Source organism: Pseudomonas sp. BIGb0558 (genome assembly GCF_024807515.1).
Classification (GTDB): Bacteria; Pseudomonadota; Gammaproteobacteria; order Pseudomonadales; family Pseudomonadaceae; genus Aquipseudomonas; species Aquipseudomonas yamanorum_A.
This window is the reverse complement of the sequence record NZ_JANUEW010000011.1, coordinates 113510-134867: the sequence shown is the minus strand read 5'-3', so window position 1 is coordinate 134867 and position 21358 is coordinate 113510. Positions and strand designations below refer to the sequence as shown.

Below are 21358 nucleotides of genomic sequence, written 5' to 3'. Positions count from 1 at the left end.
CGCTCTGACTGAAAAAATGCAGTCCAGTGTGGGAGCTGGCTTTTGTGGGAGCCGGGCTTGCCCGCGATAGCCTCACCTCGGTTTGTCTGATAGACCGAGGTGCCTGCATCGCGGGCAAGCCCGGCTCCCACACAAGCCCGCTCCCACATTTGTTTCCGTGTTCAGCCGTTACATCGGCGGCGTCACGCCATCCTTGCCCGCAGAAATCGCCTGGGCCGTCACACTCCCATCCGCACCCTTCGCCGCAAACATCACCACCTTCACACCCGGCTTCAGCAAGCTGCGATCACCCGGCTCCAGGTTGACGATCGGCACATCATCCGGCACCACGATCTTCTGCTCGCCGCCCTTGTACTTCACGGTCAACGTCCGGCCATGGCTCACCACCAGGTCACCCACGGTGCCGTTGGTCATGCTGCTGCCTTCCTTCAGGTCGAACGCACGATGCCCGTCACCTGTGCCTGCCATGGCCGGCGGGAATACGTGGACTTCCAGCGCCGTCAGGGTGCCATCCGCGTTGGGCATGGCCGCCGAACCGATGTAACTGCCGGGCTTGATATCTTCAATCTTCGCCAGGGTAACGGCGCGCACCAGTGTGTCCTTGGTCAGGTGCACGGTGACGTCTTCACCGCTGTTGACCTTGACCTGCATCGCATCGCCGTCCAGCGCGGTTATCGCACCTCGCACGCCGACACGCGGCGCATCCTGGGCCTGGGCAGCCCCCACGGTCATCAGCGCGGCCAGGCTTGAGGCCAGGAGCATCTGGTTAAATGTCATCTTCATGGCAGTCGATTTCCTGTTTATGCAGTTGTGACTGAATGTATCATCGACCTTCAGCCCGAAAGTTAACGTTTCAGTCATTAATGCCCGGCATAAGTGTTATCACCCCAAACGGGCTACTCCCGCCCCGGGCCAGTCTTTAATCTCGCTCGCCTCTTTCTTCGCTTTTATGAGAACGCCATGAACGCTACGCCCCACGCTACAAGCACCATGACCCGAGGCATGGTGATGCTGTTTGCGTTCTGTTGCGGCGCCATCGTCGCCAACATCTACTACGCCCAACCGATCATCGAGCTGATTGCCCCGGACATCGGCCTCACGCCGGCCATGGCCAGCCTGATCGTGTCCCTGACCCAGATCGGCTATGCCCTGGGCCTGTTCTTCCTGGTGCCGCTGGGCGACCTGCTGGAAAACCGCCGGCTGATGATCATCACCACCGTGGTGGCCATCGCCAGCCTCCTGGGCGCAGCCTTCACCGAACAGCCGAACCTGTTCCTGCTGGTGTCGCTGCTGATCGGCTTCAGCTCGGTGTCGGTGCAAATCCTGATTCCCCTGGCGGCGCACCTGGCACCGGCTGAATCCCGTGGCCGGGTGGTCGGCAGCATCATGGGCGGCTTGCTGCTGGGCATCCTGCTGGCCCGGCCTGTGTCCAGCGTGGTGGCCGACCACTTCGGCTGGCGCGCCATGTTCATGGCTGCCGCGGCCCTGATGGCGTTTATCAGCGTGGTGCTGATGCTGACCATCCCCAAGCGCCAACCCGATCACGCCGCCAGCTACGGCCAGTTGCTGGGCTCGCTGGGCACCTTGCTGCGCCGCCAGCCGGTGCTGCGCCAGCGGGCGTTTTACCAGGGCTGCATGTTCGCTACCTTCAGCCTGTTCTGGACCGCCGCCCCACTGGAACTGTCCCGCAACCATGGCCTGAGCCAAAGCCAGATCGCCCTGTTCGCCCTGGTGGGTGCCCTCGGCGCCATCGCCGCGCCCATCGCCGGGCGCCTGGCGGATGCCGGCCACACCCACCGCGCCTCACTGCTGGCGATGCTGTTTGCCGCGTTGAGCTTCCTGCCCGCCTTCGTACACCCGCTGTACAGCGTGATTGGCCTGGCGGTAACCGGCGTGGTCCTGGACTTCTGCGTGCAGATGAACATGGTCCTCGGCCAACGCGCCATCTACGCCCTCGACGCCAACAGCCGCAGCCGGCTGAACGCGCTGTACATGACCAGCATCTTCATCGGCGGCGCCTTCGGGTCGGCGATTGCCAGCAGCGTGTACGAACACGGCGGCTGGCTGGGGGTGATGCTGGTGGGCAGCGCGTTCCCGCTGGTGGCCTTGCTGCGCTTCTTGAGTGCATCGCGGCAAGGGGCGGTGGCCACCGCCTAGTCAAACTTACAACCGCACCAACTTCTCCAAAGCCGCATCCGCCAGAAATGACGAGCGGCTTTTTACTTTGTGCTCGCGCACATAGCGGTCGATACGCTGGATCACATAGCCGGGCAAGGTCACGTTGACCTTCTCGGTCTTGCCCAGATAGGGCGAAATGTCGAGTTCCAACATCCCCCAGCCCATCCCCGCGTATTCCTCATTGTCATGATGGGCGGCCACCGACGTTGGCATCGGAATCACCCGACCTTCTGCCGCGATCTCCTGCAGCATGATGTGCGCCACCTCGACGGCGGCGTTGTACGCCTCTTCAAAGCTGTCCCCGGCGGTCACAGCGCCCGGAATATCGGGGATCTGAATACCGGTGGCGACAAAGTCATCGCCCCATTCGATACAGATTGGGTATTGCATGGAAAATCTCCTTAAACCGTCCTAAAACGAAAACAGCCCGGCACGTTTCCTGATACTTCGCACGGTGCCCAGGGGCAGATCCTTCTTGGGATGGGGCACCGGTATCGTGTACGGGTTATAGCGATGGGTGAAAAGATGATGGCTGCCCGTCACCCGATCCAGCACCCAACCTGCCTCTTGCAGCTCTTTGATCAATAGCCTGCTTTGCACCACAGCCTCCTTGCTCCGGCCTGAATAAAAGTAACTCTAGAGTTATCTTTACTCAAGCACAGAATTCGTCAGTCTGACTGGTGGCTGTTTTACTGGATGTTGGAAACCCATCAATTCATGCCCTTAGGGAATGAATTCTATGCCAACCGACTGACTTCCCCCCCTTATCCCAAAGGCCCCATGATTCCCGAAACGCCACCGCCAAAAGGACATCCCGATGGACCGCCTCACCGCCATGGAAACCTTCGTTCACGTCGTGGAGACAGGCTCGTTTTCCTCTGCTGCCAAACGCATGGGCATTGGCCAGCCCGCCGTGTCCAAAGGCATTGCCCAACTGGAAGCCCGGCTGGCGGTCAGGTTGCTGATGCGTTCCACCCGGGGACTGACGCCCACCGAGGCGGGCCTGGCGTTTTTTGAGAAGGCAAAGCGCGCGATCGACGAGGCCAACGATGCCGACGACGCCGCCCGAGGCGCCAGCCACGGACTGTCGGGTACCCTGCGCGTCAGCGCGGGCGTGACTTTTTCCCGCTTGCAGATCATCCCCAACCTGGGCCCTTTCCTTGAGCAACACCCCGGCCTGAACGTCGACGTCGTACTCGACGACCGCCTGCTCAATCTGGTGGAAGAAGGTATCGACGTCGCAATGCGCATCGGCAACCTGAGTGACTCCGGCCTGACGGCCCGCAAGATTGGCCAAAGCCCCTGCCGGATTTTCGGCACGCCCGCCTACTTTGAACGCCATGGCGAACCCCGCTCCCCGGCAGACCTCCTGCACCACCAGGCGGTGATCTATAGCTTGAGCGAAAGCACCTGCTGGATCTTCACTCAAGGTGCCCATCAATACCCGGTGGTCGCTCACGGGCGCCTGCGCGTCACGTCCTCCGAAGGCATCCGCGCAGGGGTGCTGTCTCACCAGGGTGTGGCGATGACCGCCGAATGGATGTTCCTGCCGGAGATCGCCAGTGGCGAGGTCAAGGCAGTCCTCACCGACTGGGAACTGCCGCCCCGGGACTTGTGGGCCGTGTTGCCGACAGGCCGGATGATCAGTGCCAAGGCCCGGGCGTTTATCGAGTTCGTGGAGGGCGTGTTGCGCTGATCCTTACCCGTGAAAGCGCGGGATACGCCCATTCAGCGACGGCCAGTAACTGAACGCACACGGGCTGCTCAGCACACGTTGCTGACGACGCTGTAAATCCTGGATCGCCTGCGCGGCAATGCTGACCGCGATTTTTTGACCCGGACACTGATGCCTTCCCAAGCCGAAACTGAAGGTTCGTCGTTGCTGGCGCTCGAGTAAAAATCGGTCGGGTTCCGGGTTCGCCGCAGGATCCCGATTGGCCGACGCCAGCAACACCAGCACGGTGTCTCCAGCCTCCAGAGTCCGGTCGCCAATGGTGCAGCGGCTGCCCACGAATCGTCGGGTGTTCTGCACCGGAGAATCGTAGCGGGCGACCTCCTCGACCAACGCAATGGTGAGGGTCGGCGTACGCTGGACGAGTTCCAGCAGATCGGGGCACCGATGCAGTGTGACCAAGGTGTTGCCGATAAGACCTGCACTGGCTTCGCAGGTCTGTGACAGCAGCCCGATCAGATTGGCGATCAATGCGTCGGGGTCTTCCCAGGTACTGGCTTCGTAGTTGCGAAGGATGTGCTCCCGCAACCCTGATTGCGCCAGCAACCCGCTGAACATTTCCCTTAGCCGGCTCGCCCCGGCGTGCGCATCGCGCAGCTGAGCCTCGCTGCTCAACGGTGAAAGGCAGGCGACAAAATCACGAGTCCGCTGGACGACTTCCCGCAACTGATCGCCTGGAAAACCCAACCAATGCGCGACCACCGACAAGGGAAACGTGAACATGAATTCGTTCAGATCAGCCGCTGGGGGACCGATGCGAGTCACGACATCTTCGGTAGCCAATGAGGCCAACGCCGGCTCGATGACCGCCCTGGGGCACCGATGGCGTGTGCCTTCATTCATGCGCATCAATGACGCAAACACCTGCCCCGCCGCACCTTGCGCAATGGCCGCAGGCACCGGCTCATGCAGTGGTCGCACCCGGCAATCGGGATGCGTCAGCACGGCCTCGACCGTCCTGGCAGTGCTGGCGATCCATAGCCCGAGACCTTCATCAAACAGCAGTTCGCCGTTGAGCCTCAAGCCTGCGTAATACTCATAAGCGTTGTTGTGTGTCGCAGCTTCCAGCGGGGTCATTCAGTACATCCTGTGCCTAAAGAACCGCTACTATCTGCCACCGCACACGGCAACGATTCGTTCAGGAACGAAATATGAATGCCCACCACGATGACTCCGCCCTCTCCCGGGTCGCCGGCGCGATTGCGGAACCTGCACGGACCAAAATGCTTTGCGCACTGATGGACGGCCATGCGCGCACCAGCACCGAAATGGCAATCATCGCCGAGGTCAGCGCCTCCACCGCCAGCGCCCACCTGGCACGGCTCAAGGAAGACAGTCTGGTTAAACTGCATACTCAGGGAAGGCATCGCTATTACAGCCTTGCGGGCCCGCATATCGCCCAGGTGCTTGAAGCGTTGATGGTGATCAGCCAAAACACCGCGATAGCGTTCATTGCAACCACACCCAGCCGATTGCAGTTCGCCCGCACCTGCTACGACCATATGGCCGGGACGTTGGCAGTGCGCCTGCATGATCACTTTATCGAGGCCGGCTGGCTGGTAGGCGCTGATGCCTATCAGCTAACGGCGGGTGGCGAAAAAGCCATGTCCGAATTAGGGGTTGATGTCGACACCCTGCGAACCCAACGGCGTCGTTTCGCCTGCTCGTGCCTGGACTGGAGCATGCGCCGTCCTCACCTGGCCGGCGCACTGGGAGCTGCTTTGCTGCAGAGTCTCATCCGGCGCCAATGGGTGACCCAGGACCTTGACAGCCGGGCACTGGGATTGACGCCAAAGGGGCGCAAGGCGTTGGCTGAGCGATTTGGCATGGATGACCTGTAGCCGCCATCAAGGCCTGGCCGCGGTGCCCAATAACTGCAACAACAGTGAGAGTGTCTTCGTGATCATCTCGCCTAACGCGGCCAGTGTGCCTATCGTCGAATCAACGGGCGGCGATGGGGTCGGCGTCGGCTGCACCAAGGGGGTAGGTTGGACCCTCGGCATTGGCTGAACCTCAGGTTTTCGACCGTCCCAAATCACATCCCCGGGCTTGATGGCGCCGTTGCTCTTGACCAGCAGGTCGGCGCTGCCGCGGCCCTTCAAGTCGATCGCCAGGCTGGAGCGACCCGTCGCCGCATCGTGGGTGAGCATCGCCTCGCCTGCCCGGCCACTGAATCGGTCGGTAAACACCAGCGCGCTGACGCCCGCCTCTTTCAAGGCCCCCGAGACGTCAATCCGGTCGGTGCCGCTGGTAAAATCCTCGATCACGTCGGGACTCTGGGGTGTGGAGTCGCTGGCCTTGTCGTACACGAACGTGTCCGCCCCGCCACCACCGCGCAACGTGTCCGCCCCCGCCCCGCCTTGGAGCCGGTTGTTGGCCTGATTACCGATCAGGGTGTCGCGGCCGGCACCGCCAATCGCGTTTTCCACCACACAGCCCTTGGCAATCGAAACGTTACCCTTCAGGCCGCCCACATCGGAGAACGACTCGGCATTGAGGTCGATCTTCTGGTCCTGGGAGAACCCGGAAAAGTCCAACGTGTCCTCACCGCCGCCGTCCCATACGCAAAAAACGGGTTTGTCCCTGGCGCTCTTGAGGGTCATCGCTTCGCGCTCGGTATTGGAGTTGAACCCATAGGTGGTGTCGGTATTGCGGGTTTGGTGGTTCGCGCCGTAAAGCCGCTGCGCAGCCGCAATGTCATCCATCATCGGCGCCGACGGGTTCTGTGACTGGAAGTCATGGCCGGGCTGGTTTTTCTCCGACCAGTAACTCATCACACTGCGGGCCTTTGTGTCTCCGGCGTACACCGCGCCGCTTTGATAGGTTGAGCCTCCACCGTTGTAGTTACCGGGGTGTTGCAGGCCGATGGCATGGCCGATTTCATGCACGGTGGTCACCGAAAAATGACTGCCCAGGGCCGGCGCAGTACCGGCACTGCGCGTGCCAACCGTGGCCGTGGTGCTGGTGGTGGAGCGCGATGGAAACGTGGCGACGCCGCCGTCGCCTCCTGGATTGCTTCTTATGTTGACGGTGCCATCAGCGCCACCGGTCTGTTCCTTGAAGTTGATGTTGGCGACGTCCTGCCAGGACTGCACGGCCTGGCGCACGCGCTGTTGCTGTTGGGGGGTGAAACGCTTGTCTACGGTGTAGGCCAGGTCAACTTTCTGGTCACCGTTGCGGTCCCGGAACGCCATGTTTTCCCGGGTGATGTGTTTGGCTGCCTGGTCCGTCGTATACGACGGCTTGTTATTGGCACCCACCCCGAACGGCCCAGGGTCAGACACCGGCAAGTTGTAGGGCGACAATTCAATAGCCCCAGGATAAGAACTTCTCATAAAACAGCACGCTCCTTTTAACTAATAGCTAAACACCCCAATATCTCTGAATACCGTAAACCAGGAAAACTTATGCCCATACTTTAAGCAATCCAAAAAACACCAAGGCGCGGACATCTGCAGAGCGGATGCATAGTGCAATCAACCTTTAGACTGTACGCGCCTCAGCAAACAGTCTTACACCGGACGTTGCCGCTCAACAACAGGACCCACCAAATCCGAAGGCCTTACCAATCGGGCACTTTTAATAAGGAAGTTCGATTCACAACGCCCGGTGAGGTCTACCCCCACAAAGTAGCGGCCACTCTGCGGATTAAACTTCACCACCGTATCGCCAATACGCCCCGTGTAGTGGTCAACCAATCGCAAGGGCGTATTGATCTCGTTCATCATTTGCGTCAGATCAATCTTGTCTCTGCCACTGACAAAATCCATGATCAGGTCCGCGTTGTAATAGGGAGAATCACTGGCTTTTTCATAGCGGAATGTATTTGTCCCCCCCAATCCCCAAAGAACGTCGCCGCCCGCACCGCCGGTCAACACATTGTCGACGTTATTGCCAATCAACACGTCGTGGCCTGCGCCGCCTACGGCATTCTCCACTGTCACACCTTTACCTATCGAGACGTTATTACGCAGGCCGCCCACGCTGGAAGCCGCGCCATCACGCAGATCAATCGTCTGGTTTTGGCTGAACCCGGAAAAGTCCAGGGTATCGTTTCCGCGTCGGTCCTGTACGGTGAACCTTGGCGCACCACTAAGAGAGTGCAGGCTCATGGATCGGTTGCCGGTATTGGAGTTAAAACCGTAGACCGTATCCGAAACACCCGGCTCGGGTTCCGGCCGGCCAATCACGGTACTGGCACTCTTATCGGCATAACGATTGCCCGGCGTTGCCGGCACTGCCGGGTTTTGTACATAAAAATTAAAAACGGGAGAGGCAGTTATCACGTGATGACATCCTTTACAAGACCAAATAACGGGCCTTTCCATACACGGCCCACAAGCCCCGGAAATCCTATTTACCGGGACCAATAAGTTGCCATATGAAAGTACAACTCACCAACCCCGATATTATTTCCGAAGAAGTACTTAAACAATAACAGTCACACAATCAACACGGTATCCGACACTGATTGTATTAACTGCCCTCTCGGACCCCAAGAAAGCGCCGTGTACGTTCCAGGCCGTCAAAGATACGTATCAGGCTTCAGTGTCAGGCCTATAACATCCTCCGGGCTTATTATCCGTGTACTTTTAATCAGAAACTCCGTTTTGCCTCCACCGGTCAAATCGACTGCCAACAAGTAACGCCCGGTTACCGTATTGAACTTGATGATCGTATCGCCCGCCTTGCTGGTGTACTTGTCCACAAAGTTCAAATCGACACCCGCGCTCTTGCTCATCTGCGACAAATCGATTTTGTCCTTGCCGGTGGTGAAATCCATCAACAGGTCCGCACGCTCGCGGGTCGAGTCGGAGGCTGCGTTGTATTTGAAGATGTTCCAGCCGCCGCCACCGGTCAGGTTATCGGCTCCCGCGCCGCCAATCAGGATGTTGTCTGCCTCATTGCCACTCATCCTGTCGTCGCCACCGCCACCAATGGCATTCTCGATGACGGTTTTCTCGGTGATAAACACATTATCTTTCAACCCACCCACACTGGAATGGGTTCCCCCGTTCAAGCTGATGACCTGACTCTGGGTGAAGCCGGAAAAATCAAAGGTATCGTTACCGCTCTTGTCATGGACGGTGAAGTCCGGCTTGTCGGCGGCGGACGTCAGGGTCATATGAGGCTTGCCCGTGTTGGAGTTGAAGCCGTAGATCGTGTCGTCCTTCTCTTCTCGTCTTGGATCTGGCTTTGGATCCGGCTTTGGGTCTGGCTTCGGATCCGGCTTCGGATCCGGCTTCGGATCCGGCTTTGGGTCTGGATTCGGATTCGGATTCGGATTCGGATCCGGTTTAGGGTCTGGCTTCGGATCCGGCTTTGGATCCCCCCCGTCACTAACCAGGACATCACCGGCCTTGATCTCGCCGATACTTTTCACCAACAGATCAACCTTGCCATCGCCCTTGAGATCAATGGCCAGACTGGCTGTGTCGAACTGCGAGTCGTAGTTCAAAACGGCTTGACCCGCCTTGCCCGTCAACACACTGACGAAATCCAGTTTACGGATGCCGGCAGCACTCATGAGTTTCGACACATCAATCTTGTCGGTGCCGCTGATGAAATCCATCAGCAGGTCAGGCGCCTCAGGCGTTGAATCACTGATCTGTTCATACACAAACGTGTCAGCGCCACCGCCGCCCCACAACTTGTCCGAACCACCCCCGCCTTTGAGTCGGTTACTCACGTGATTTCCGATCAACAGATCATTGCCCGCACCACCAATGGCATTTTCAATGATGCTGGAAGCGTCGATCGAGACGTTAGCTTTCATGCCACCCACGTCAGAAGCCGATCCGGAATGAAGGTCGATGATCTGGTTCTGGTTGAACCCCGAGAAGTCGAGCGTATCGATACCCTCGGCGTCCTTTACCGTGAAACGGGGTTTATCACTGGAGGAGGTGAGGCTAGTGGCGGGATCACCACTATTGGAGTTGAAACCGTAAGTGGTGTCCGTGTTGCGAGGTTTTGGGTCGGGCTTCGGATCCGGTTTGGGGTCAGGATTGGGATTGGGATCATCCGGCTCGCCCCCTTGTTCAAGGACATCCCCACGCTTGATCTCTCCTTTGCTTTTTACATAGAGATCCGCCTTGCCATTTCCCGAAAAATCGATGGCCAGGCTTCCCTCTCCGGTGTTGTGGTCGAAGCTCAAGACCGCATCGCCTGGCCGCCCCGTCAAGGCACCGAAGGTAAGCGCCTTGATACCGGCAGACTTAAGCGCGCCAGAGACGTCAATCCTGTCGGAACCGCTGGTAAAGTCCTTGATCAGATCAGGGCTCTCGGGGGTGGAGTCACTCGCCCGATCGTAAATGAAGGTGTCCCCGCCACCACCGCCCAGCAGCTCATCTGCCCCTCCACCGCCCTTCAGGCGATTGGCAACCTGGTTGCCCACCAAGGTGTCTTTACCCGAACCACCAATGGCGTTCTCTACCACCACGCCCTTCGCAACCGAAACGTTTCCCTTGAGCCCGCCGATGTCGGAGAACGCCTCAGCATTGAGGTTGATCGTCTGATTCTGTGCAAACCCCGAGAAGTCCAGCGTATCGATGCCACCGCCATCCCACACCGAAAAAATCGGTTTCTCGGTGCCGTCTTTCAGGCTGTAAAAGTCTCGATCGGTGTTGGAATTAAAACCGTAGGTGGTGTTGGTATTCCGGGTTTGAGTATTCACGCCATAAACACGCTGAATCGCCGCGATATCATCAATCATCGGAGCGGAAGGCATCCGCGAGTTGAAATCATGCCCCGGCTGATTACGCTCAGACCAGTAACTCATGGCACTGCGGGCCCTGGTATCTTCCGCGTAATCGGCTTTACTGTCATAGCTGCCCCCGCCATTGTAGCCACCGGGGTGCTCAAGACCGATGGCATGTCCCAGCTCATGCACAGTCACAAACGGGAAGTAACTGCCCAGCGGTTGAGTACCGTCAGCATCCGCCGTACCAATATTGGCCGAAACATCGTAGATGTCTTCAGTCGGAAGTGACGCCCACCCACCACTAAAACCAGGTATATCTTTAATGGTCATTGAACCATCCGCATTCGCGGCACCTTCCTTGAAAGTGATATTGGCCAAGTCCGCCCATGACTGTAACGCTAATCGGGCACGCTCTTTTTGTTGCGGGGTAAACCCACCAGCAAAGTTGTAAGAGATGATTATTTTTTTATCGTTATTTCGATCGTGAAACTTGTAACCCGTTCGGGTGATGTGCGCGGCCGCTTGATCCGTCGTGAAGGATGGCTTTTTCGCCGCCGCACCGGAGACCTCATGATCTGGCTTTTCAGGAAGGACGGCCAGCGATTGAATATCGGAGTTTCTTGCGTAACAGGTGAAGGATGGAGCAACTAAAGAATTCATAAACCAAATAGGCCTCTCACTACTAAAAGTAACCAACCCGCAAAATGCGAGTCATAATTTCGACGATTTAGCCGTCGAAACCCGGTTAAGTTTCCATAGAAAAAGGCAATATTCCAAATGCCACTTTATTTCAAAACAGCCACACTAAAAACCATGTATCAAGTTACCTGGCAATGCCATCAACCTTTACAAACTCGCCCCAAAAACAACTCACCGCGCCCGCCCAACCAATTGTTTTATATATGGAAATTTAATGAAAATCAAAAGACGCCAGACAATTGGAACCGTTCAACAAAGCAAAAAGTTACACTCACACTAATCACCACTCACAAATCCCACCCAAACAATTAGCCCTCCTCGCAAACGCTGCAAAGTACTTCATTAGAACTTAATACACTCTTACTCTTAACTAAACGCTCGTCCTACGGCTTTCATGCCGGAATCTTCAAACAGGCCAAGCCGAGCCCACTACAACACCCGCCCATCCCAGCCTACGGTGACGTTGCGCGGCAACTCCCGCCGATGCTGCAACAACCACGCATCCAGCGTATGCCCCACATGAGTCAGCACGCCCAATTCGGCGCCGACCTCCTCAATGCACTGCAACGCCAGCGTCAAATCATTGTGGTTACGCGGTGCCTGCGGCTGCGGCGGCATGGAGCAGTCGAGCACCAGCACATCCAGCGGCTCGCGTTGCAGCCAGTCGCGGGTGGCGGGTGGCAGGCCAACGGTGTCGGTGAGGTAGGCGATGCGCCGCCCCTCGCCTTCCAGCAGGTAACCCAAGGTGGGTTTGGAATGCAGCAGCGGTAACGCCGTGACACTCAGCTCGCCAAACCGGCGGGTTTCAAACTCGGCAAACGGCTGGCTGAAATCCAGGACGCCGGGGTGCTTGTACAGGTCGGACAAACCTTCCGGATCCACCGGCCCATGCACCGGAATCACCAGCCCCTGGCCCCAGCGCAAATGCAGCAGGCCCTGGGCGTGATCGGCATGGTAGTGCGTCTGGAAAATCCCGTTGAAGCTGCGCGGCGGGAAGCGTTCGGTGAGGTCGGGCAACCCGCTGTCGATCAACCAGCGCTGGTCGCCGCACTCGATCAACGCGCTGCATGGGCGGCGTCGCAGGCTTTCGTCGCTGCGGGCCAGACCACAGGCGGCGCACTCGCAGCCATACACCGGGACTTGCCGCGCGTCACCGGTGCCCAGCAGTGTCAGGCGCATGCCGGTTGCCCGTCGAGGCAGACCAGCAAGCGCTCGACCGTGTGTTGCAGTTGGCCGGAATTGTCGAGCAGGAACACGTCTGCTGCCGTGCTCAAGCTGTCGGCGAACCGGGCATTGCGCGCCAGCCGCAGATCAATGTCCGCCAGGGATTCGCGGCCCCGCGCCAGCAAGCGCTGGCGCAACACCGCCTGGTCCACCGTCAGCAACACCACCAGCAGGTTCGGATAACGCAGCCGGGTTTGCGCCAGATGGCCCCGGGAGCCGTTGACCAGCACGTCGTGCCCCGCCGCCAGCCATTCATCGATCTCCCGGGGGATGCCATAGGCCAGCCCATTGGCGTGCCAGCTGAGGGCAAACGCGCCCTCGGCCTCCATCGCGGCAAACTGCGCCGGGCTCACACCCTGCGCGGCCTCGCCCACCGCTTCCGCCGAGCGGGTGATGACCCGCCGCACAATGCGGCAGCCACGCTCGGCCAAACGCGGTCGTGCAGCATCCAGCAGGCTGTCCTTGCCCGAACCCGATGGTCCGATGAGATAGATCAACCTGCCCGCCATCAAAACACCCTCTTCGCTTGTCGCCAGACTTGTTGGACCACTGGCAGTCCGTCGCGGCTTTTTTTCGCTTGCACAAGATCGGCCCGCAGGCCCACGGCGATTTCGCCGCGATCACTCAGGCCCGCAGCGTGTGCCGGCGCCAGGCTGATCATCTTCACCGCCCGGGAAAGATCGCCGCCGTCCTGCTGATCGGCCAGCACGAACGCCGCCTGCAGCAGGCTGGCCGGGTAGTAGTCACTGGAAAGTATATCCAGCAAGCCCTCGGCCGCCAGGCCGGCGGCGGCCACATTACCCGAGTGGGACCCGCCACGCACCACGTTCGGCGCGCCCATCAGCACTTTCATGTTCAGTTCCTGGCAGCCCCGCGCCGCTTCCAGGGTGGTGGGGAATTCGGCGATGGTCATGCCGTAGCGCGCCGACTCCTCGACATGTGCCAGGGTTGCATCGTCATGGCTGGCCACCGACAGCCCGCGCGTCAGGCAATGCTCGACGATCGCGGCGCGGTAGCGGTCGCTGTATTCCTTCGAGTTGGCCATTTGCAGCTTGATGAACGCGTCCATGGTCTCGTCGTTCAGGTGGTACTTGCCCATGTAGTACTCACGGTACTTGGATTCGAGCACGAACTGGCGCTGGCCCGGCGAGTGGTCCATCACCGACACCAGGCGCACCAGCGGGTTTTCCACCAGGTCGCGAAACACGCTCAACGTGTCCGGGTGGCACAGCTCGCAGCGCAGGTGCAGGTGGTGTTCGGCGCGGGTCAGGCCGGCGCTTTCGGCCGCGGCAATGGCGTTGAGCATCGCCGGCAGTTTCTGCATGCGGTTGCCCTTGGGGTTCACATCGCCGATGGACACCGCGTCGAACACCGTGGTGATGCCGGCCGCGATGATCTGCGCGTCATGGCTGAGCACCGCCGAGGTGGACGGCCAGTCCACGCCGGGGCGCGGGGTCATGTGTTTTTCCAGGTTGTCGGTGTGCAACTCCACGAGGCCCGGCAGCAGGCAATCACCGTCCAGGTCCTGGGCCTGGGGCAACTGGCTGCGGCCTTCGGCGATGTCGACGATCAGCCCGTCGCGCAGCACCACCGAGCCAAGAAACACACGGTCAGCGGTGACGACCTGGGCATTACTGAGGATCTGTTCAGCGGGCATGGGCGTATTCCTCTTGGGCAACAGGCGCGGGGGTCATGTCGAAATGGCGGTCGGCGACCGCTTCACGGGCGGCGCGGTCGTGGAAGATGCCGATCAAGGCGGCACCGGCTGCCTTGGCTTCGTTCATCAGTTCCAGCACCACCTGGCGATTGCTGTCGTCGAGGGACGCGGTGGGTTCGTCCAGCAGCATCACTGGCCAGGCCACCATGAAGCCGCGAGCGATGTTGACCCGCTGTTGTTCGCCACCGGAGAAAGTACCGGGCGCCAGCTGCCACAGGCGCTGGGGAATGTTCAGGCGGCTGAGCAGGAGCTCGGCACGGGAACGCGCCAGGTCCCGGGACCAGCCGCGGGCCAGGGCCGGCTCCATCACCACGTCCAGGCAGGCCACACGCGGGATCACCCGCAGAAACTGGCTGACATAGCCGAGGGTCTGCTGGCGCACTTGCAACACCTCACGGGGCTCGGCACCCACCAGCTCCAGCCATTCGCCGAGGTGCTGCACGCGAATGCTGCCGCCCGCCGGCAGGTAGTTGCCGTACAAGGTGCGCAGCAAGGTGCTTTTACCGGCGCCGGACTGGCCGTGCAGCACCAGGCACTCGCCGCCTTTCACGCTGAACTCCACCCCGCGCAGCACGTTCAGCACCACGCCGTGTTGCTGGTGCAAGGTGAAGGTTTTCGAGAGGTCACGGACCTCGATCAAGGCATTCATCATGGCTGCAATACCGAAGACACCAGCAGTTGAGAGTAAGGGTGCTGTGGATCGTCGAGGATCTGGTCCGTCAGCCCGGTTTCCACCACCCGCGAACGGCGCATCACCATCAGGCGGTCGGCCAGCAAGCGTGCTACGGCGAGGTCGTGGGTCACGATCACCACGGCCAGGTCCAGCTCGCGCACCAGGCCACGCAGCAGGTCGAGCAGGCGTGCTTGCACCGACACGTCCAGGCCGCCGGTGGGTTCGTCCATGAAGACAAGACGCGGGCTGGAGACGAGGTTGCGGGCGATTTGCAGGCGCTGTTGCATGCCGCCGGAGAAGGTGCGGGGCAAGTCGTCGATGCGCTGCGGGTCGATTTCCACCTGGCTCAGCCAGTCCAGACCCGCGCCGCGCAGCTGCTGATAATTACGCACGCCCTGGGCCATCAGGCGCTCGCCAATGTTGGCGCCGGCCGAGACGCCCATGCGCAAACCGTCCCGTGGGTTCTGCTCGACAAAGCCCCATTCGGTGCGCAGCAAGGTGCGGCGCTCGGCTTCGCTGGCGCTGTACAGGTCCAGCCATTCGCCGTCCTTGCCGCGATAGCCGATGTTGCCGGCCTGGGGCGGCAGGCGCCCGCTGAGCAGCGATAGCAAGGTGGATTTGCCCGAGCCCGACTCGCCGACAATCCCCAGCACTTCGCCGGGGTACAGGTCGAAGCTCACGCCCTGGCAACCCTTTTCCGGGCCGTACAGCAGCGACAGGTCGCGCACTTGCAACAAGGGTTCGGCGGGCACGCTCAGCGGTGGTTGTTTCATCAGGGCCTGGATCATTGGTTGCTCTCCTTCACCCGTTGGGCGCAGTACCAGGTGTCGGAGCACACAAAACTCTGGGTGCCGGCGTCATCCAGAATCAGCTCGTCGAGGAACGAATCATGGCTGCCGCAGATGGCGCAGGCGTGCTCCCACTTCTGCACCTCGAAGGGATGGTCTTCAAAGTCCAGGCTGTTGACCTGGGTGTACGGCGGCAGCGCGTACAGGCGCTTTTCGCGACCGGCACCGAACAGCATCAGCGCCGGGCTCATGTCGAGTTTCGGGTTGTCGAATTTCGGGATCGGCGAGGGGTCCATCACGTAGCGCTCGTCCACCATCACCGGGTAGGCGTAGCTGGTGGCGATATGGCCGAAGGTGGCGATGTCTTCGTAGAGTTTTACGTGCATCACCCCGTAATCATTGAGGGCGTGCATGGTGCGGGTCTCGGTTTCCGACGGCTCGATAAAGCGCAGCGGCTCCGGGATAGGCACCTGGTAAACCATGATCTGGTCGGCCTGCAACGGAGTTTCCGGGATGCGGTGGCGGGTCTGGATCACCGTGGCGTCCGGGGTGCTTTCGGTGGTGGCAACACCCGCGGTGCGCGCGAAAAAGCGGCGGATCGACACGGCGTTGGTGGTGTCGTCGGCGCCCTGGTCGATCACCTTGAGCACGTCATCGGCCCCCAGAATCGCGGCAGTCAATTGCATGCCGCCGGTGCCCCAGCCGTAAGGCAGCGGCATCTCGCGGCCACCGAACGGCACCTGGTAACCGGGGATCGCCACGGCCTTGAGCAAGGCGCGGCGGATCATGCGTTTGGTCTGCTCGTCGAGGTAGGCGAAGTTGTACGCCGGGTCACGCGCAGGCGTTTGAGTCAGGTCATTCATGGCGGGTGCCCTCGGCCGGTTGGCGCAGTTTGCGGATCAGTTCCAGCTCGGACTGGAAGTCCACGTAGTGAGGCAACTTGAGGTGAGATACAAAGCCCGCCGCCTCGACGTTGTCGCAGTGGGACAGTACGAATTCTTCCTGCTGGGCCGGCGAGACGATCTCTTCGTTGAACTCGCTGGCCCGCAGCGAGCGGTCCACCAGGGCCATGCCCATGGCCTTGCGCTCGGCATGCCCGAACGCCAGACCGTAGCCGCGGGTAAACTGCGCCAGCTCGGTGGCCGAGCCGACGAACTGGTTGACCATCTCGCACTCGGTGACTTCGATGCTGCCCAGGCAGACCGGGAAACCCAGCTCCTCCGGGTCGATCCACACCTCGACATCACCGATGCGAATCTCGCCGGCGAACGGGTGGTTACGGCCGTAGCCGCGCTGGGTGGAGTAACCCAGCGCGAGCAGGAAACCCTCATCGCCACGGGCCAGGGCTTGCAGGCGCTGGGCACGGTTGGCCGGGTATTCCAGTGGGTCGCGGGTGATGTCGGCGACGCTGCCGGTGTCGTCGGATTCGTTCTTGATCAGGCCTTCCTTGGCCAGCAAGCCAAGCACCCGCGGGCACGCTTCCAGAGTCGCATCTGGTGCGGTTTGCGGGCCCGGGTATTCACCTTCGGCCAGCAGCGCAAAATCCAGCAGGCGATGGGTGTAGTCGAAGGTCGGGCCCAGCAGTTGGCCGCCCGGCACGTCCTTGAACGTCGCTGACAAACGTCGGCTCAACGACATCTGCGCGGTGTCGATCGGCAGGCTCGGGCTGAAGCGCGGCAACGTGGTGCGGTAGGCCCGCAGCAGGAAGATCGCTTCCACCAGATCCCCCGCCGCTTGCTTGATCGCCAGTGCGGCAAGCTCCGTGTCGTACAACGAGCCTTCGCTCATCACCCGGGCGACCGCCAGCGGCAGTTGCTCGCGGATCTGCTTCACGCTCAGTTCAGGAATGGAGGTATCGCCCCGGCGTTTTTTCGCCAGCAGGCGGTGGGCATTGTCGATGGCCTGTTCGCCACCCTTGACGGCTACGTACATCAGGCACGCTCCTGTGCAATTCGGGTACTGCGTGGCAGGCCGATCAGGTGATGGCCGGCGGCGAACAACACGTCCAGGCCACGGGGAAAGGTTTCGCGGCGTTGGCGTTCCAGCCAGAACGCTTGAGGCACCGGCAGGTTGACCTGACGCTGGGTCTTGATCCCCGGGCCTTGCCAGTTCAAGGCTCGACCGGCTTCCAGGTCGGTCAACTGAACCAGCAAGGTGCAGGACTGATCGGGGTAGCGGTCGTTGCCGTGGTCGAAGCCGCCGAGGTCGAGCAAGTCCTGTTCGCCGAGCAAGGCGAACGCGGCCTCTTCCCGGCGTGTAGTCAGCGGGCAGCCGCAGTGGAACGCCAGGTTGGCGCGAATCAGCGGTGTGTCGAAGCTCGGTGCCAGCCACAGCGGCGTGTCCGTATCCAGCAGTGCCAGGCACAGCGCGTAGGTGGCCGGCGCCAGGCCTTCAAGGCTTGGCGCCGCGGGCAAGGACTGGATCAAACCGGGCTCGGCGAGGGCCTTGAGGGCGCCGCGAAAACCGCGCTGGGCATCCAGCACCGGGTCTACGAACGCCGGTTGCAAGAGTTGGGCATTCATCAGTTTTCTCCTCGAACCAGGGTGAAGAACTCGACCTTGGTGGCGGCGGTGTCGGCCTCTTTCTGCGCCCGGCGTTCGGCCTGGGCGTTGGCCAGTGAGCGGATCAAATCGCTGAGCCAGATGCTCGGGTGCGCGCCCTGCAAATGCGCATCCGCCAGAGCCGCCAGCTCGGCGTGAACCTTGTCGCGCCCGGCCAGGTAGCTGTAGCCGGTGCGGCCGTCGGCCAGGCGCACCACGCAGCGGGTCACGCTCATTTCGCCGACGTTGAACGGTGCACCGTTGCCGCCCATGCGGCCGCGCACCAGGGTCATGCCGATTTCCGGGGCGCGGATCAGTTGGTAATCCACGTCGCGCAGGGCGTCTTCATGGGGCAGCAATTCACTGCGAAAGGCGCGGGCAAGCACGCCGATCCAGTGTTGACGCGGGGACAGGTTCATCAAGGTCTCCATCAGGTCACCACTTGGTACTGGAAGCGATCCGAACGGCTGGTGGACTGCGCCAGCTCCACCGGGCGGCCGTCGCGATCGCGGGAAAGGGTGAATACCGTCAGCGCCGGCAAGTGCCGGGGCATCATCAGCAGCGCGGCTTCGTCGCGGTTGGGCAAGCGCGCGCCGATCAGGCTGTGGGTGCGGGTCAACGGCAGGTCGCGCTCGCGCAGGTAATGGCGCAGGGAGCCGCCGTTGTAGTCCGCCAGCAACGGCGCACGGCTGGCGCAGTAGCGGTGGCGGATCAGGCTGACCGGCTGGTGATTGAGCTTGCGCAAGGTTTGCAGCTCGATCATCGGCGCCATCTCGGCGATGCCCAGTTGCTGCGCCTCTTCGCGGCTGGCGAAGCAGTAGCGGCGCTTGAGCAGCAGCGCTTCCACGCCCACGCCCTGGGCCGACAGCGATTGGCTGTAGGAGGTCTCGGCGCCCATCGGGTAAATCAGCGGGCGGTCGAGCACCTGGGTGCCCTTGCCCTGGCGGCGCAACAGGCTGCCTTCGAACACCAGCTCATCGATGGCCCGGCGCAGGGTGTGGCGGTTGACGCCGAAGCGTTCGGCCAGCTGCACCTCGCCCGGCAGGAAGTCGCCGGCCTGATAGCTGCTTAGTTCGCGGCGCAGGATATCGGCGAGTTCGCGGTACACCGGCTCATCTTGTCTAGACAACTGCATGCTTAAAAAAAAGCGCCCAGGGGCACCCCTCCGTCGTCAGATGAACTGCTTGCGCAGGCGTTGGGACAGCACGTCGATACAACTCACCACCACGATGATCACCAGCAGCACCGCGCAGGTCTGCACGAACTGGAAGGCGCGGATGTTCTCCCACAGGATCACGCCGATCCCGCCGGCACCGACCATCCCCACCACCGTCGCCGAGCGCACATTGGCTTCAAAACGGTAGAGCGCGTAGGACACCCACAGCGGCATCACTTGCGGGATCACGCCGTAGATCACCTCTTGCAGGGCACTGGCGCCGGTGGCTCTGACGCCTTCAACCGGGCCCGGGTCGATGGCTTCGACGGCTTCGGCGAACAGCTTGGCGAGCACGCCGGTGGTGCTGATCCACAAGGCCAGGACGCCGGCGAAAGGACCGAGGCCCACCGCCACCACGAACAACATGGCGAAGACCATTTCGTTGATCGAACGGAAGGCATCCATCACCCGGCGCAGCGGCTGGTGGATCCACCATGGAGTGATGTTGTCGGCGCACAGGATGCCCAGCGGCACCGAGCAGACAATCGCCAGCACCGTGCCCCAGAGGGCGATTTGCACGGTGACGATCATCTCCTTGAGGTAGGAGCGCCATTCGTGGAAGTCCGGCGGGAAGAAGTCGGCGGCGAAGGTCGCCATGTTTCCGGAGTCGCGGTACAGCGCCAGCGGGTTCATTTCGGCGCCGTGCCAGGCCCAGGCCAGCAGGATCAGGAACAGGCCCCAGCCCAGGTATTGCGGCCAAGTCCTTTTGCCCACTGCTTCAGCATGCAAGGTAGTCATGGGTCACTCTCAATAAGTGTGTGGGCAAGGCTTATGTGGGAGCCGGGCTTGCCCGCGATAGGATCGACTCGGTTTTACTGTCAGATCGAGTTGCCTGTATCGCGGGCAAGCCCGGCTCCCACACAAGCCCGGGCCTACAGGGGGTTAGCCGTTTGCCGCGGTTTTTTTGTCCAGCTCGGTAATGCGCTCTTGCAGCTTGGCCAGGTCGGCGTCGATGTCGGCGAGCTTCTTGGCCTTGTCGGCGGCTTCCAGCTTGTCGTCGGCGCTGATGGTGGTGCGCTGCTTGAACAGTTCCAGTTGGCGGATCGGCAGCAGTTGGTCGTCGCTGGACTTGAGGAACTTGCCCAGTTGCATGTTCTTCAGCACGGCCTTCTCTTCGTCGGTGTCACCGTAGTTGGCGAAGAAATCGCGGATCTTGGTTTTCTCGCTGTCGCTCAGGGCCTTGCTCCACACCATCGGGTCGGCGGGGATCAGCGGCGACTTCCAGATCACCTTGAGCAGGGCGGCCTTGTCCGGCTGGGTGACTTCCAGGCGGTCCCAGCTTTCGGTGTTGAAGGTGGCGACGTCCAACTGCCCCTTGGCCACGCTCAATGCGTTGACTTCATGGCTGGAGTTGAGGGTGCGCTTGAAGGCGGTGGCGGCATCAACGTGGTTCTTGGCGAACACGTAGTAGCCCGGTACCAGGTAGCCCGAGGTGGAGTTCGGGTCACCGTTGCCGAAGGTCAGGTTCTTGGCGTTCTTGAGCATGTCATCGACGTTGTTGATCGGGCTGTCCTTGCGCACGATCAGCACACTCCAGTAACCAGCGGCCCCGTTGGCGGCGGCGGTCTGGGCGAAGATTTCGCCGTTGGACCGGTCCACCGCTTCCATCGCGGCCTTGTTGCCCAGCCAGGCCACGTCGACCTTGTTGAAGCGCATGCCCTGGATCAGGCCGGCGTAGTCGGAGGCGAAGGTGGCGTTGATGGTGAGGCCGGTCTTCTTGTGCATGTCATCCAGAAATGGCTGCCAGATGCTCTTGAGGTTCTGCGAAGACTCGGTGGACATGATGCCGAAATTGATCGCCTTGTCGGCGGCCTGGGCATTGCCCATGGCCACGCTGGCGAGCAGCACGGCAGACAGAAACACATGACCGATACGGTTCAACATGGAGAGG

At 61.0% G+C, this 21358-nt stretch carries 22 protein-coding genes; 3 read left to right on the top strand and 19 right to left on the bottom strand.

The features are described from left to right. Positions 1 to 168: 168 nt before the first annotated feature. Positions 169 to 783, bottom strand: coding sequence for a DUF5666 domain-containing protein (locus M2400_RS15855; protein WP_259195920.1), 615 nt, complete (start codon positions 781 to 783; stop codon positions 169 to 171). A gap of 177 nt (positions 784 to 960) precedes the next feature. Between M2400_RS15855 and M2400_RS15850 the strand changes: the two genes are divergently transcribed. Next, positions 961 to 2157, top strand: a complete 1197-nt coding sequence (locus M2400_RS15850) for an MFS transporter (RefSeq protein ID WP_169385930.1) — start codon at positions 961 to 963, stop codon at positions 2155 to 2157. Positions 2158 to 2163: 6 nt separating this feature from the next. Here M2400_RS15850 and M2400_RS15845 read toward each other — a convergent pair whose 3' ends face one another. Both M2400_RS15845 and M2400_RS15840 read right to left on the bottom strand, forming a co-directional pair. Beyond that, complete coding sequence (locus M2400_RS15845) at positions 2164 to 2568, bottom strand: type II toxin-antitoxin system HicB family antitoxin (protein ID WP_010166194.1); 405 nt, start codon at positions 2566 to 2568, stop codon at positions 2164 to 2166. A gap of 21 nt (positions 2569 to 2589) precedes the next feature. Next, entirely contained in the window at positions 2590 to 2778 is a 189-nt protein-coding gene (locus M2400_RS15840) for a type II toxin-antitoxin system HicA family toxin (protein WP_177087582.1), read from the bottom strand. Between the two features lie 217 nt (positions 2779 to 2995). Here M2400_RS15840 and M2400_RS15835 point away from each other — a divergent pair, with 217 nt between their 5' ends. Then, positions 2996 to 3874 carry a LysR family transcriptional regulator gene (locus tag M2400_RS15835; RefSeq protein ID WP_259195923.1) on the top strand — a complete coding sequence of 293 codons (879 nt, stop codon included), beginning with the start codon at positions 2996 to 2998 and terminating at the stop codon, positions 3872 to 3874. A gap of 3 nt (positions 3875 to 3877) precedes the next feature. On the opposite strand, the gene M2400_RS15830 is transcribed toward M2400_RS15835, so the two are convergent. Continuing rightward, complete coding sequence (locus M2400_RS15830) at positions 3878 to 4987, bottom strand: cytochrome P450 (protein ID WP_259195924.1); 1110 nt, start codon at positions 4985 to 4987, stop codon at positions 3878 to 3880. A gap of 74 nt (positions 4988 to 5061) precedes the next feature. Here M2400_RS15830 and M2400_RS15825 point away from each other — a divergent pair, with 74 nt between their 5' ends. Beyond that, positions 5062 to 5751, top strand: a complete 690-nt coding sequence (locus M2400_RS15825; RefSeq protein ID WP_259195925.1) for a helix-turn-helix transcriptional regulator — start codon at positions 5062 to 5064, stop codon at positions 5749 to 5751. Positions 5752 to 5757: 6 nt separating this feature from the next. Here the strand turns inward: M2400_RS15825 and M2400_RS15820 are convergent, their stop codons facing one another. The 15 genes from M2400_RS15820 to phnD all read right to left on the bottom strand — a co-directional run bounded on the left by M2400_RS15820 (position 5758) and on the right by phnD (position 21351). Continuing rightward, positions 5758 to 7245 carry a M57 family metalloprotease gene (locus M2400_RS15820; protein ID WP_259195926.1) on the bottom strand — a complete coding sequence of 496 codons (1488 nt, stop codon included), beginning with the start codon at positions 7243 to 7245 and terminating at the stop codon, positions 5758 to 5760. Between the two features lie 177 nt (positions 7246 to 7422). Next, complete coding sequence (locus M2400_RS15815; RefSeq protein ID WP_259195927.1) at positions 7423 to 8196, bottom strand: M10 family metallopeptidase C-terminal domain-containing protein; 774 nt, start codon at positions 8194 to 8196, stop codon at positions 7423 to 7425. Between the two features lie 239 nt (positions 8197 to 8435). Next, positions 8436 to 11270 carry a M10 family metallopeptidase C-terminal domain-containing protein gene (locus tag M2400_RS15810; RefSeq protein ID WP_259195928.1) on the bottom strand — a complete coding sequence of 945 codons (2835 nt, stop codon included), beginning with the start codon at positions 11268 to 11270 and terminating at the stop codon, positions 8436 to 8438. A 468-nt stretch (positions 11271 to 11738) separates the two neighbouring features. Next, positions 11739 to 12488, bottom strand: coding sequence for a phosphonate metabolism protein PhnP (phnP, locus tag M2400_RS15805; RefSeq protein WP_177077232.1), 750 nt, complete (start codon positions 12486 to 12488; stop codon positions 11739 to 11741). Further along, on the bottom strand, positions 12479 to 13042 hold the full coding sequence (gene phnN / locus M2400_RS15800) for a phosphonate metabolism protein/1,5-bisphosphokinase (PRPP-forming) PhnN (RefSeq protein WP_259195929.1): 564 nt from the start codon (positions 13040 to 13042) through the stop codon (positions 12479 to 12481). The genes phnP and phnN overlap by 10 nt, the downstream gene beginning before the upstream one ends. Further along, the gene (locus tag M2400_RS15795; RefSeq protein ID WP_177043064.1) at positions 13042 to 14190 is read right to left on the bottom strand and encodes an alpha-D-ribose 1-methylphosphonate 5-triphosphate diphosphatase; all 1149 of its coding nucleotides are present in this window, start codon (positions 14188 to 14190) and stop codon (positions 13042 to 13044) included. Before M2400_RS15795 ends, phnN begins: the two co-directional genes overlap by 1 nt. Continuing rightward, positions 14180 to 14899 carry a phosphonate C-P lyase system protein PhnL gene (gene phnL / locus M2400_RS15790; protein ID WP_053255202.1) on the bottom strand — a complete coding sequence of 240 codons (720 nt, stop codon included), beginning with the start codon at positions 14897 to 14899 and terminating at the stop codon, positions 14180 to 14182. The genes M2400_RS15795 and phnL overlap by 11 nt, the downstream gene beginning before the upstream one ends. Then, a complete protein-coding gene (gene phnK / locus M2400_RS15785; protein ID WP_177043063.1) occupies positions 14899 to 15711 on the bottom strand; it encodes a phosphonate C-P lyase system protein PhnK in 813 nt (270 codons plus the stop codon). Before phnK ends, phnL begins: the two co-directional genes overlap by 1 nt. Continuing rightward, positions 15708 to 16574, bottom strand: a complete 867-nt coding sequence (locus tag M2400_RS15780; protein WP_259195931.1) for an alpha-D-ribose 1-methylphosphonate 5-phosphate C-P-lyase PhnJ — start codon at positions 16572 to 16574, stop codon at positions 15708 to 15710. Before M2400_RS15780 ends, phnK begins: the two co-directional genes overlap by 4 nt. Further along, the gene (locus tag M2400_RS15775; RefSeq protein WP_259195932.1) at positions 16567 to 17643 is read right to left on the bottom strand and encodes a carbon-phosphorus lyase complex subunit PhnI; all 1077 of its coding nucleotides are present in this window, start codon (positions 17641 to 17643) and stop codon (positions 16567 to 16569) included. Before M2400_RS15775 ends, M2400_RS15780 begins: the two co-directional genes overlap by 8 nt. Continuing rightward, positions 17643 to 18233: a phosphonate C-P lyase system protein PhnH gene (gene phnH, locus M2400_RS15770; RefSeq protein WP_177043062.1), complete on the bottom strand. Its 591-nt coding sequence runs from the start codon at positions 18231 to 18233 to the stop codon at positions 17643 to 17645. The genes M2400_RS15775 and phnH overlap by 1 nt, the downstream gene beginning before the upstream one ends. Continuing rightward, a complete protein-coding gene (phnG, locus tag M2400_RS15765) occupies positions 18233 to 18670 on the bottom strand; it encodes a phosphonate C-P lyase system protein PhnG (RefSeq protein WP_053255197.1) in 438 nt (145 codons plus the stop codon). Before phnG ends, phnH begins: the two co-directional genes overlap by 1 nt. 11 nt (positions 18671 to 18681) lie before the next feature. Then, positions 18682 to 19386 carry a phosphonate metabolism transcriptional regulator PhnF gene (phnF, locus tag M2400_RS15760; protein WP_073636930.1) on the bottom strand — a complete coding sequence of 235 codons (705 nt, stop codon included), beginning with the start codon at positions 19384 to 19386 and terminating at the stop codon, positions 18682 to 18684. 36 nt (positions 19387 to 19422) lie between these two features. Continuing rightward, positions 19423 to 20205: a phosphonate ABC transporter, permease protein PhnE gene (gene phnE / locus M2400_RS15755; RefSeq protein ID WP_003210621.1), complete on the bottom strand. Its 783-nt coding sequence runs from the start codon at positions 20203 to 20205 to the stop codon at positions 19423 to 19425. A gap of 144 nt (positions 20206 to 20349) precedes the next feature. Then, entirely contained in the window at positions 20350 to 21351 is a 1002-nt protein-coding gene (phnD, locus tag M2400_RS15750) for a phosphonate ABC transporter substrate-binding protein (RefSeq protein WP_069552269.1), read from the bottom strand. Positions 21352 to 21358: the final 7 nt, after the last annotated feature.

Coding starts and splice junctions, on each gene's coding strand:
- phnG (WP_053255197.1), bottom strand. CDS start 18,670: ATGAACCTGTCCCCGCGTCAACACTGGATCGGCGTGCTTGCCCGCGCC.
- phnP (WP_177077232.1), bottom strand. CDS start 12,488: ATGCGCCTGACACTGCTGGGCACCGGTGACGCGCGGCAAGTCCCGGTG.
- phnF (WP_073636930.1), bottom strand. CDS start 19,386: ATGCAGTTGTCTAGACAAGATGAGCCGGTGTACCGCGAACTCGCCGAT.
- phnH (WP_177043062.1), bottom strand. CDS start 18,233: ATGAATGCCCAACTCTTGCAACCGGCGTTCGTAGACCCGGTGCTGGAT.
- phnL (WP_053255202.1), bottom strand. CDS start 14,899: ATGAATGCCTTGATCGAGGTCCGTGACCTCTCGAAAACCTTCACCTTG.
- M2400_RS15780 (WP_259195931.1), bottom strand. CDS start 16,574: ATGAATGACCTGACTCAAACGCCTGCGCGTGACCCGGCGTACAACTTC.
- M2400_RS15775 (WP_259195932.1), bottom strand. CDS start 17,643: ATGTACGTAGCCGTCAAGGGTGGCGAACAGGCCATCGACAATGCCCAC.
- M2400_RS15795 (WP_177043064.1), bottom strand. CDS start 14,190: ATGCCCGCTGAACAGATCCTCAGTAATGCCCAGGTCGTCACCGCTGAC.
- phnD (WP_069552269.1), bottom strand. CDS start 21,351: ATGTTGAACCGTATCGGTCATGTGTTTCTGTCTGCCGTGCTGCTCGCC.
- M2400_RS15835 (WP_259195923.1), top strand. CDS start 2,996: ATGGACCGCCTCACCGCCATGGAAACCTTCGTTCACGTCGTGGAGACA.
- M2400_RS15845 (WP_010166194.1), bottom strand. CDS start 2,568: ATGCAATACCCAATCTGTATCGAATGGGGCGATGACTTTGTCGCCACC.
- M2400_RS15855 (WP_259195920.1), bottom strand. CDS start 783: ATGAAGATGACATTTAACCAGATGCTCCTGGCCTCAAGCCTGGCCGCG.
- M2400_RS15810 (WP_259195928.1), bottom strand. CDS start 11,270: ATGAATTCTTTAGTTGCTCCATCCTTCACCTGTTACGCAAGAAACTCC.
- M2400_RS15850 (WP_169385930.1), top strand. CDS start 961: ATGAACGCTACGCCCCACGCTACAAGCACCATGACCCGAGGCATGGTG.
- phnK (WP_177043063.1), bottom strand. CDS start 15,711: ATGATCCAGGCCCTGATGAAACAACCACCGCTGAGCGTGCCCGCCGAA.
- phnE (WP_003210621.1), bottom strand. CDS start 20,205: ATGACTACCTTGCATGCTGAAGCAGTGGGCAAAAGGACTTGGCCGCAA.
- M2400_RS15825 (WP_259195925.1), top strand. CDS start 5,062: ATGAATGCCCACCACGATGACTCCGCCCTCTCCCGGGTCGCCGGCGCG.
- M2400_RS15830 (WP_259195924.1), bottom strand. CDS start 4,987: ATGACCCCGCTGGAAGCTGCGACACACAACAACGCTTATGAGTATTAC.
- M2400_RS15820 (WP_259195926.1), bottom strand. CDS start 7,245: ATGAGAAGTTCTTATCCTGGGGCTATTGAATTGTCGCCCTACAACTTG.
- phnN (WP_259195929.1), bottom strand. CDS start 13,042: ATGGCGGGCAGGTTGATCTATCTCATCGGACCATCGGGTTCGGGCAAG.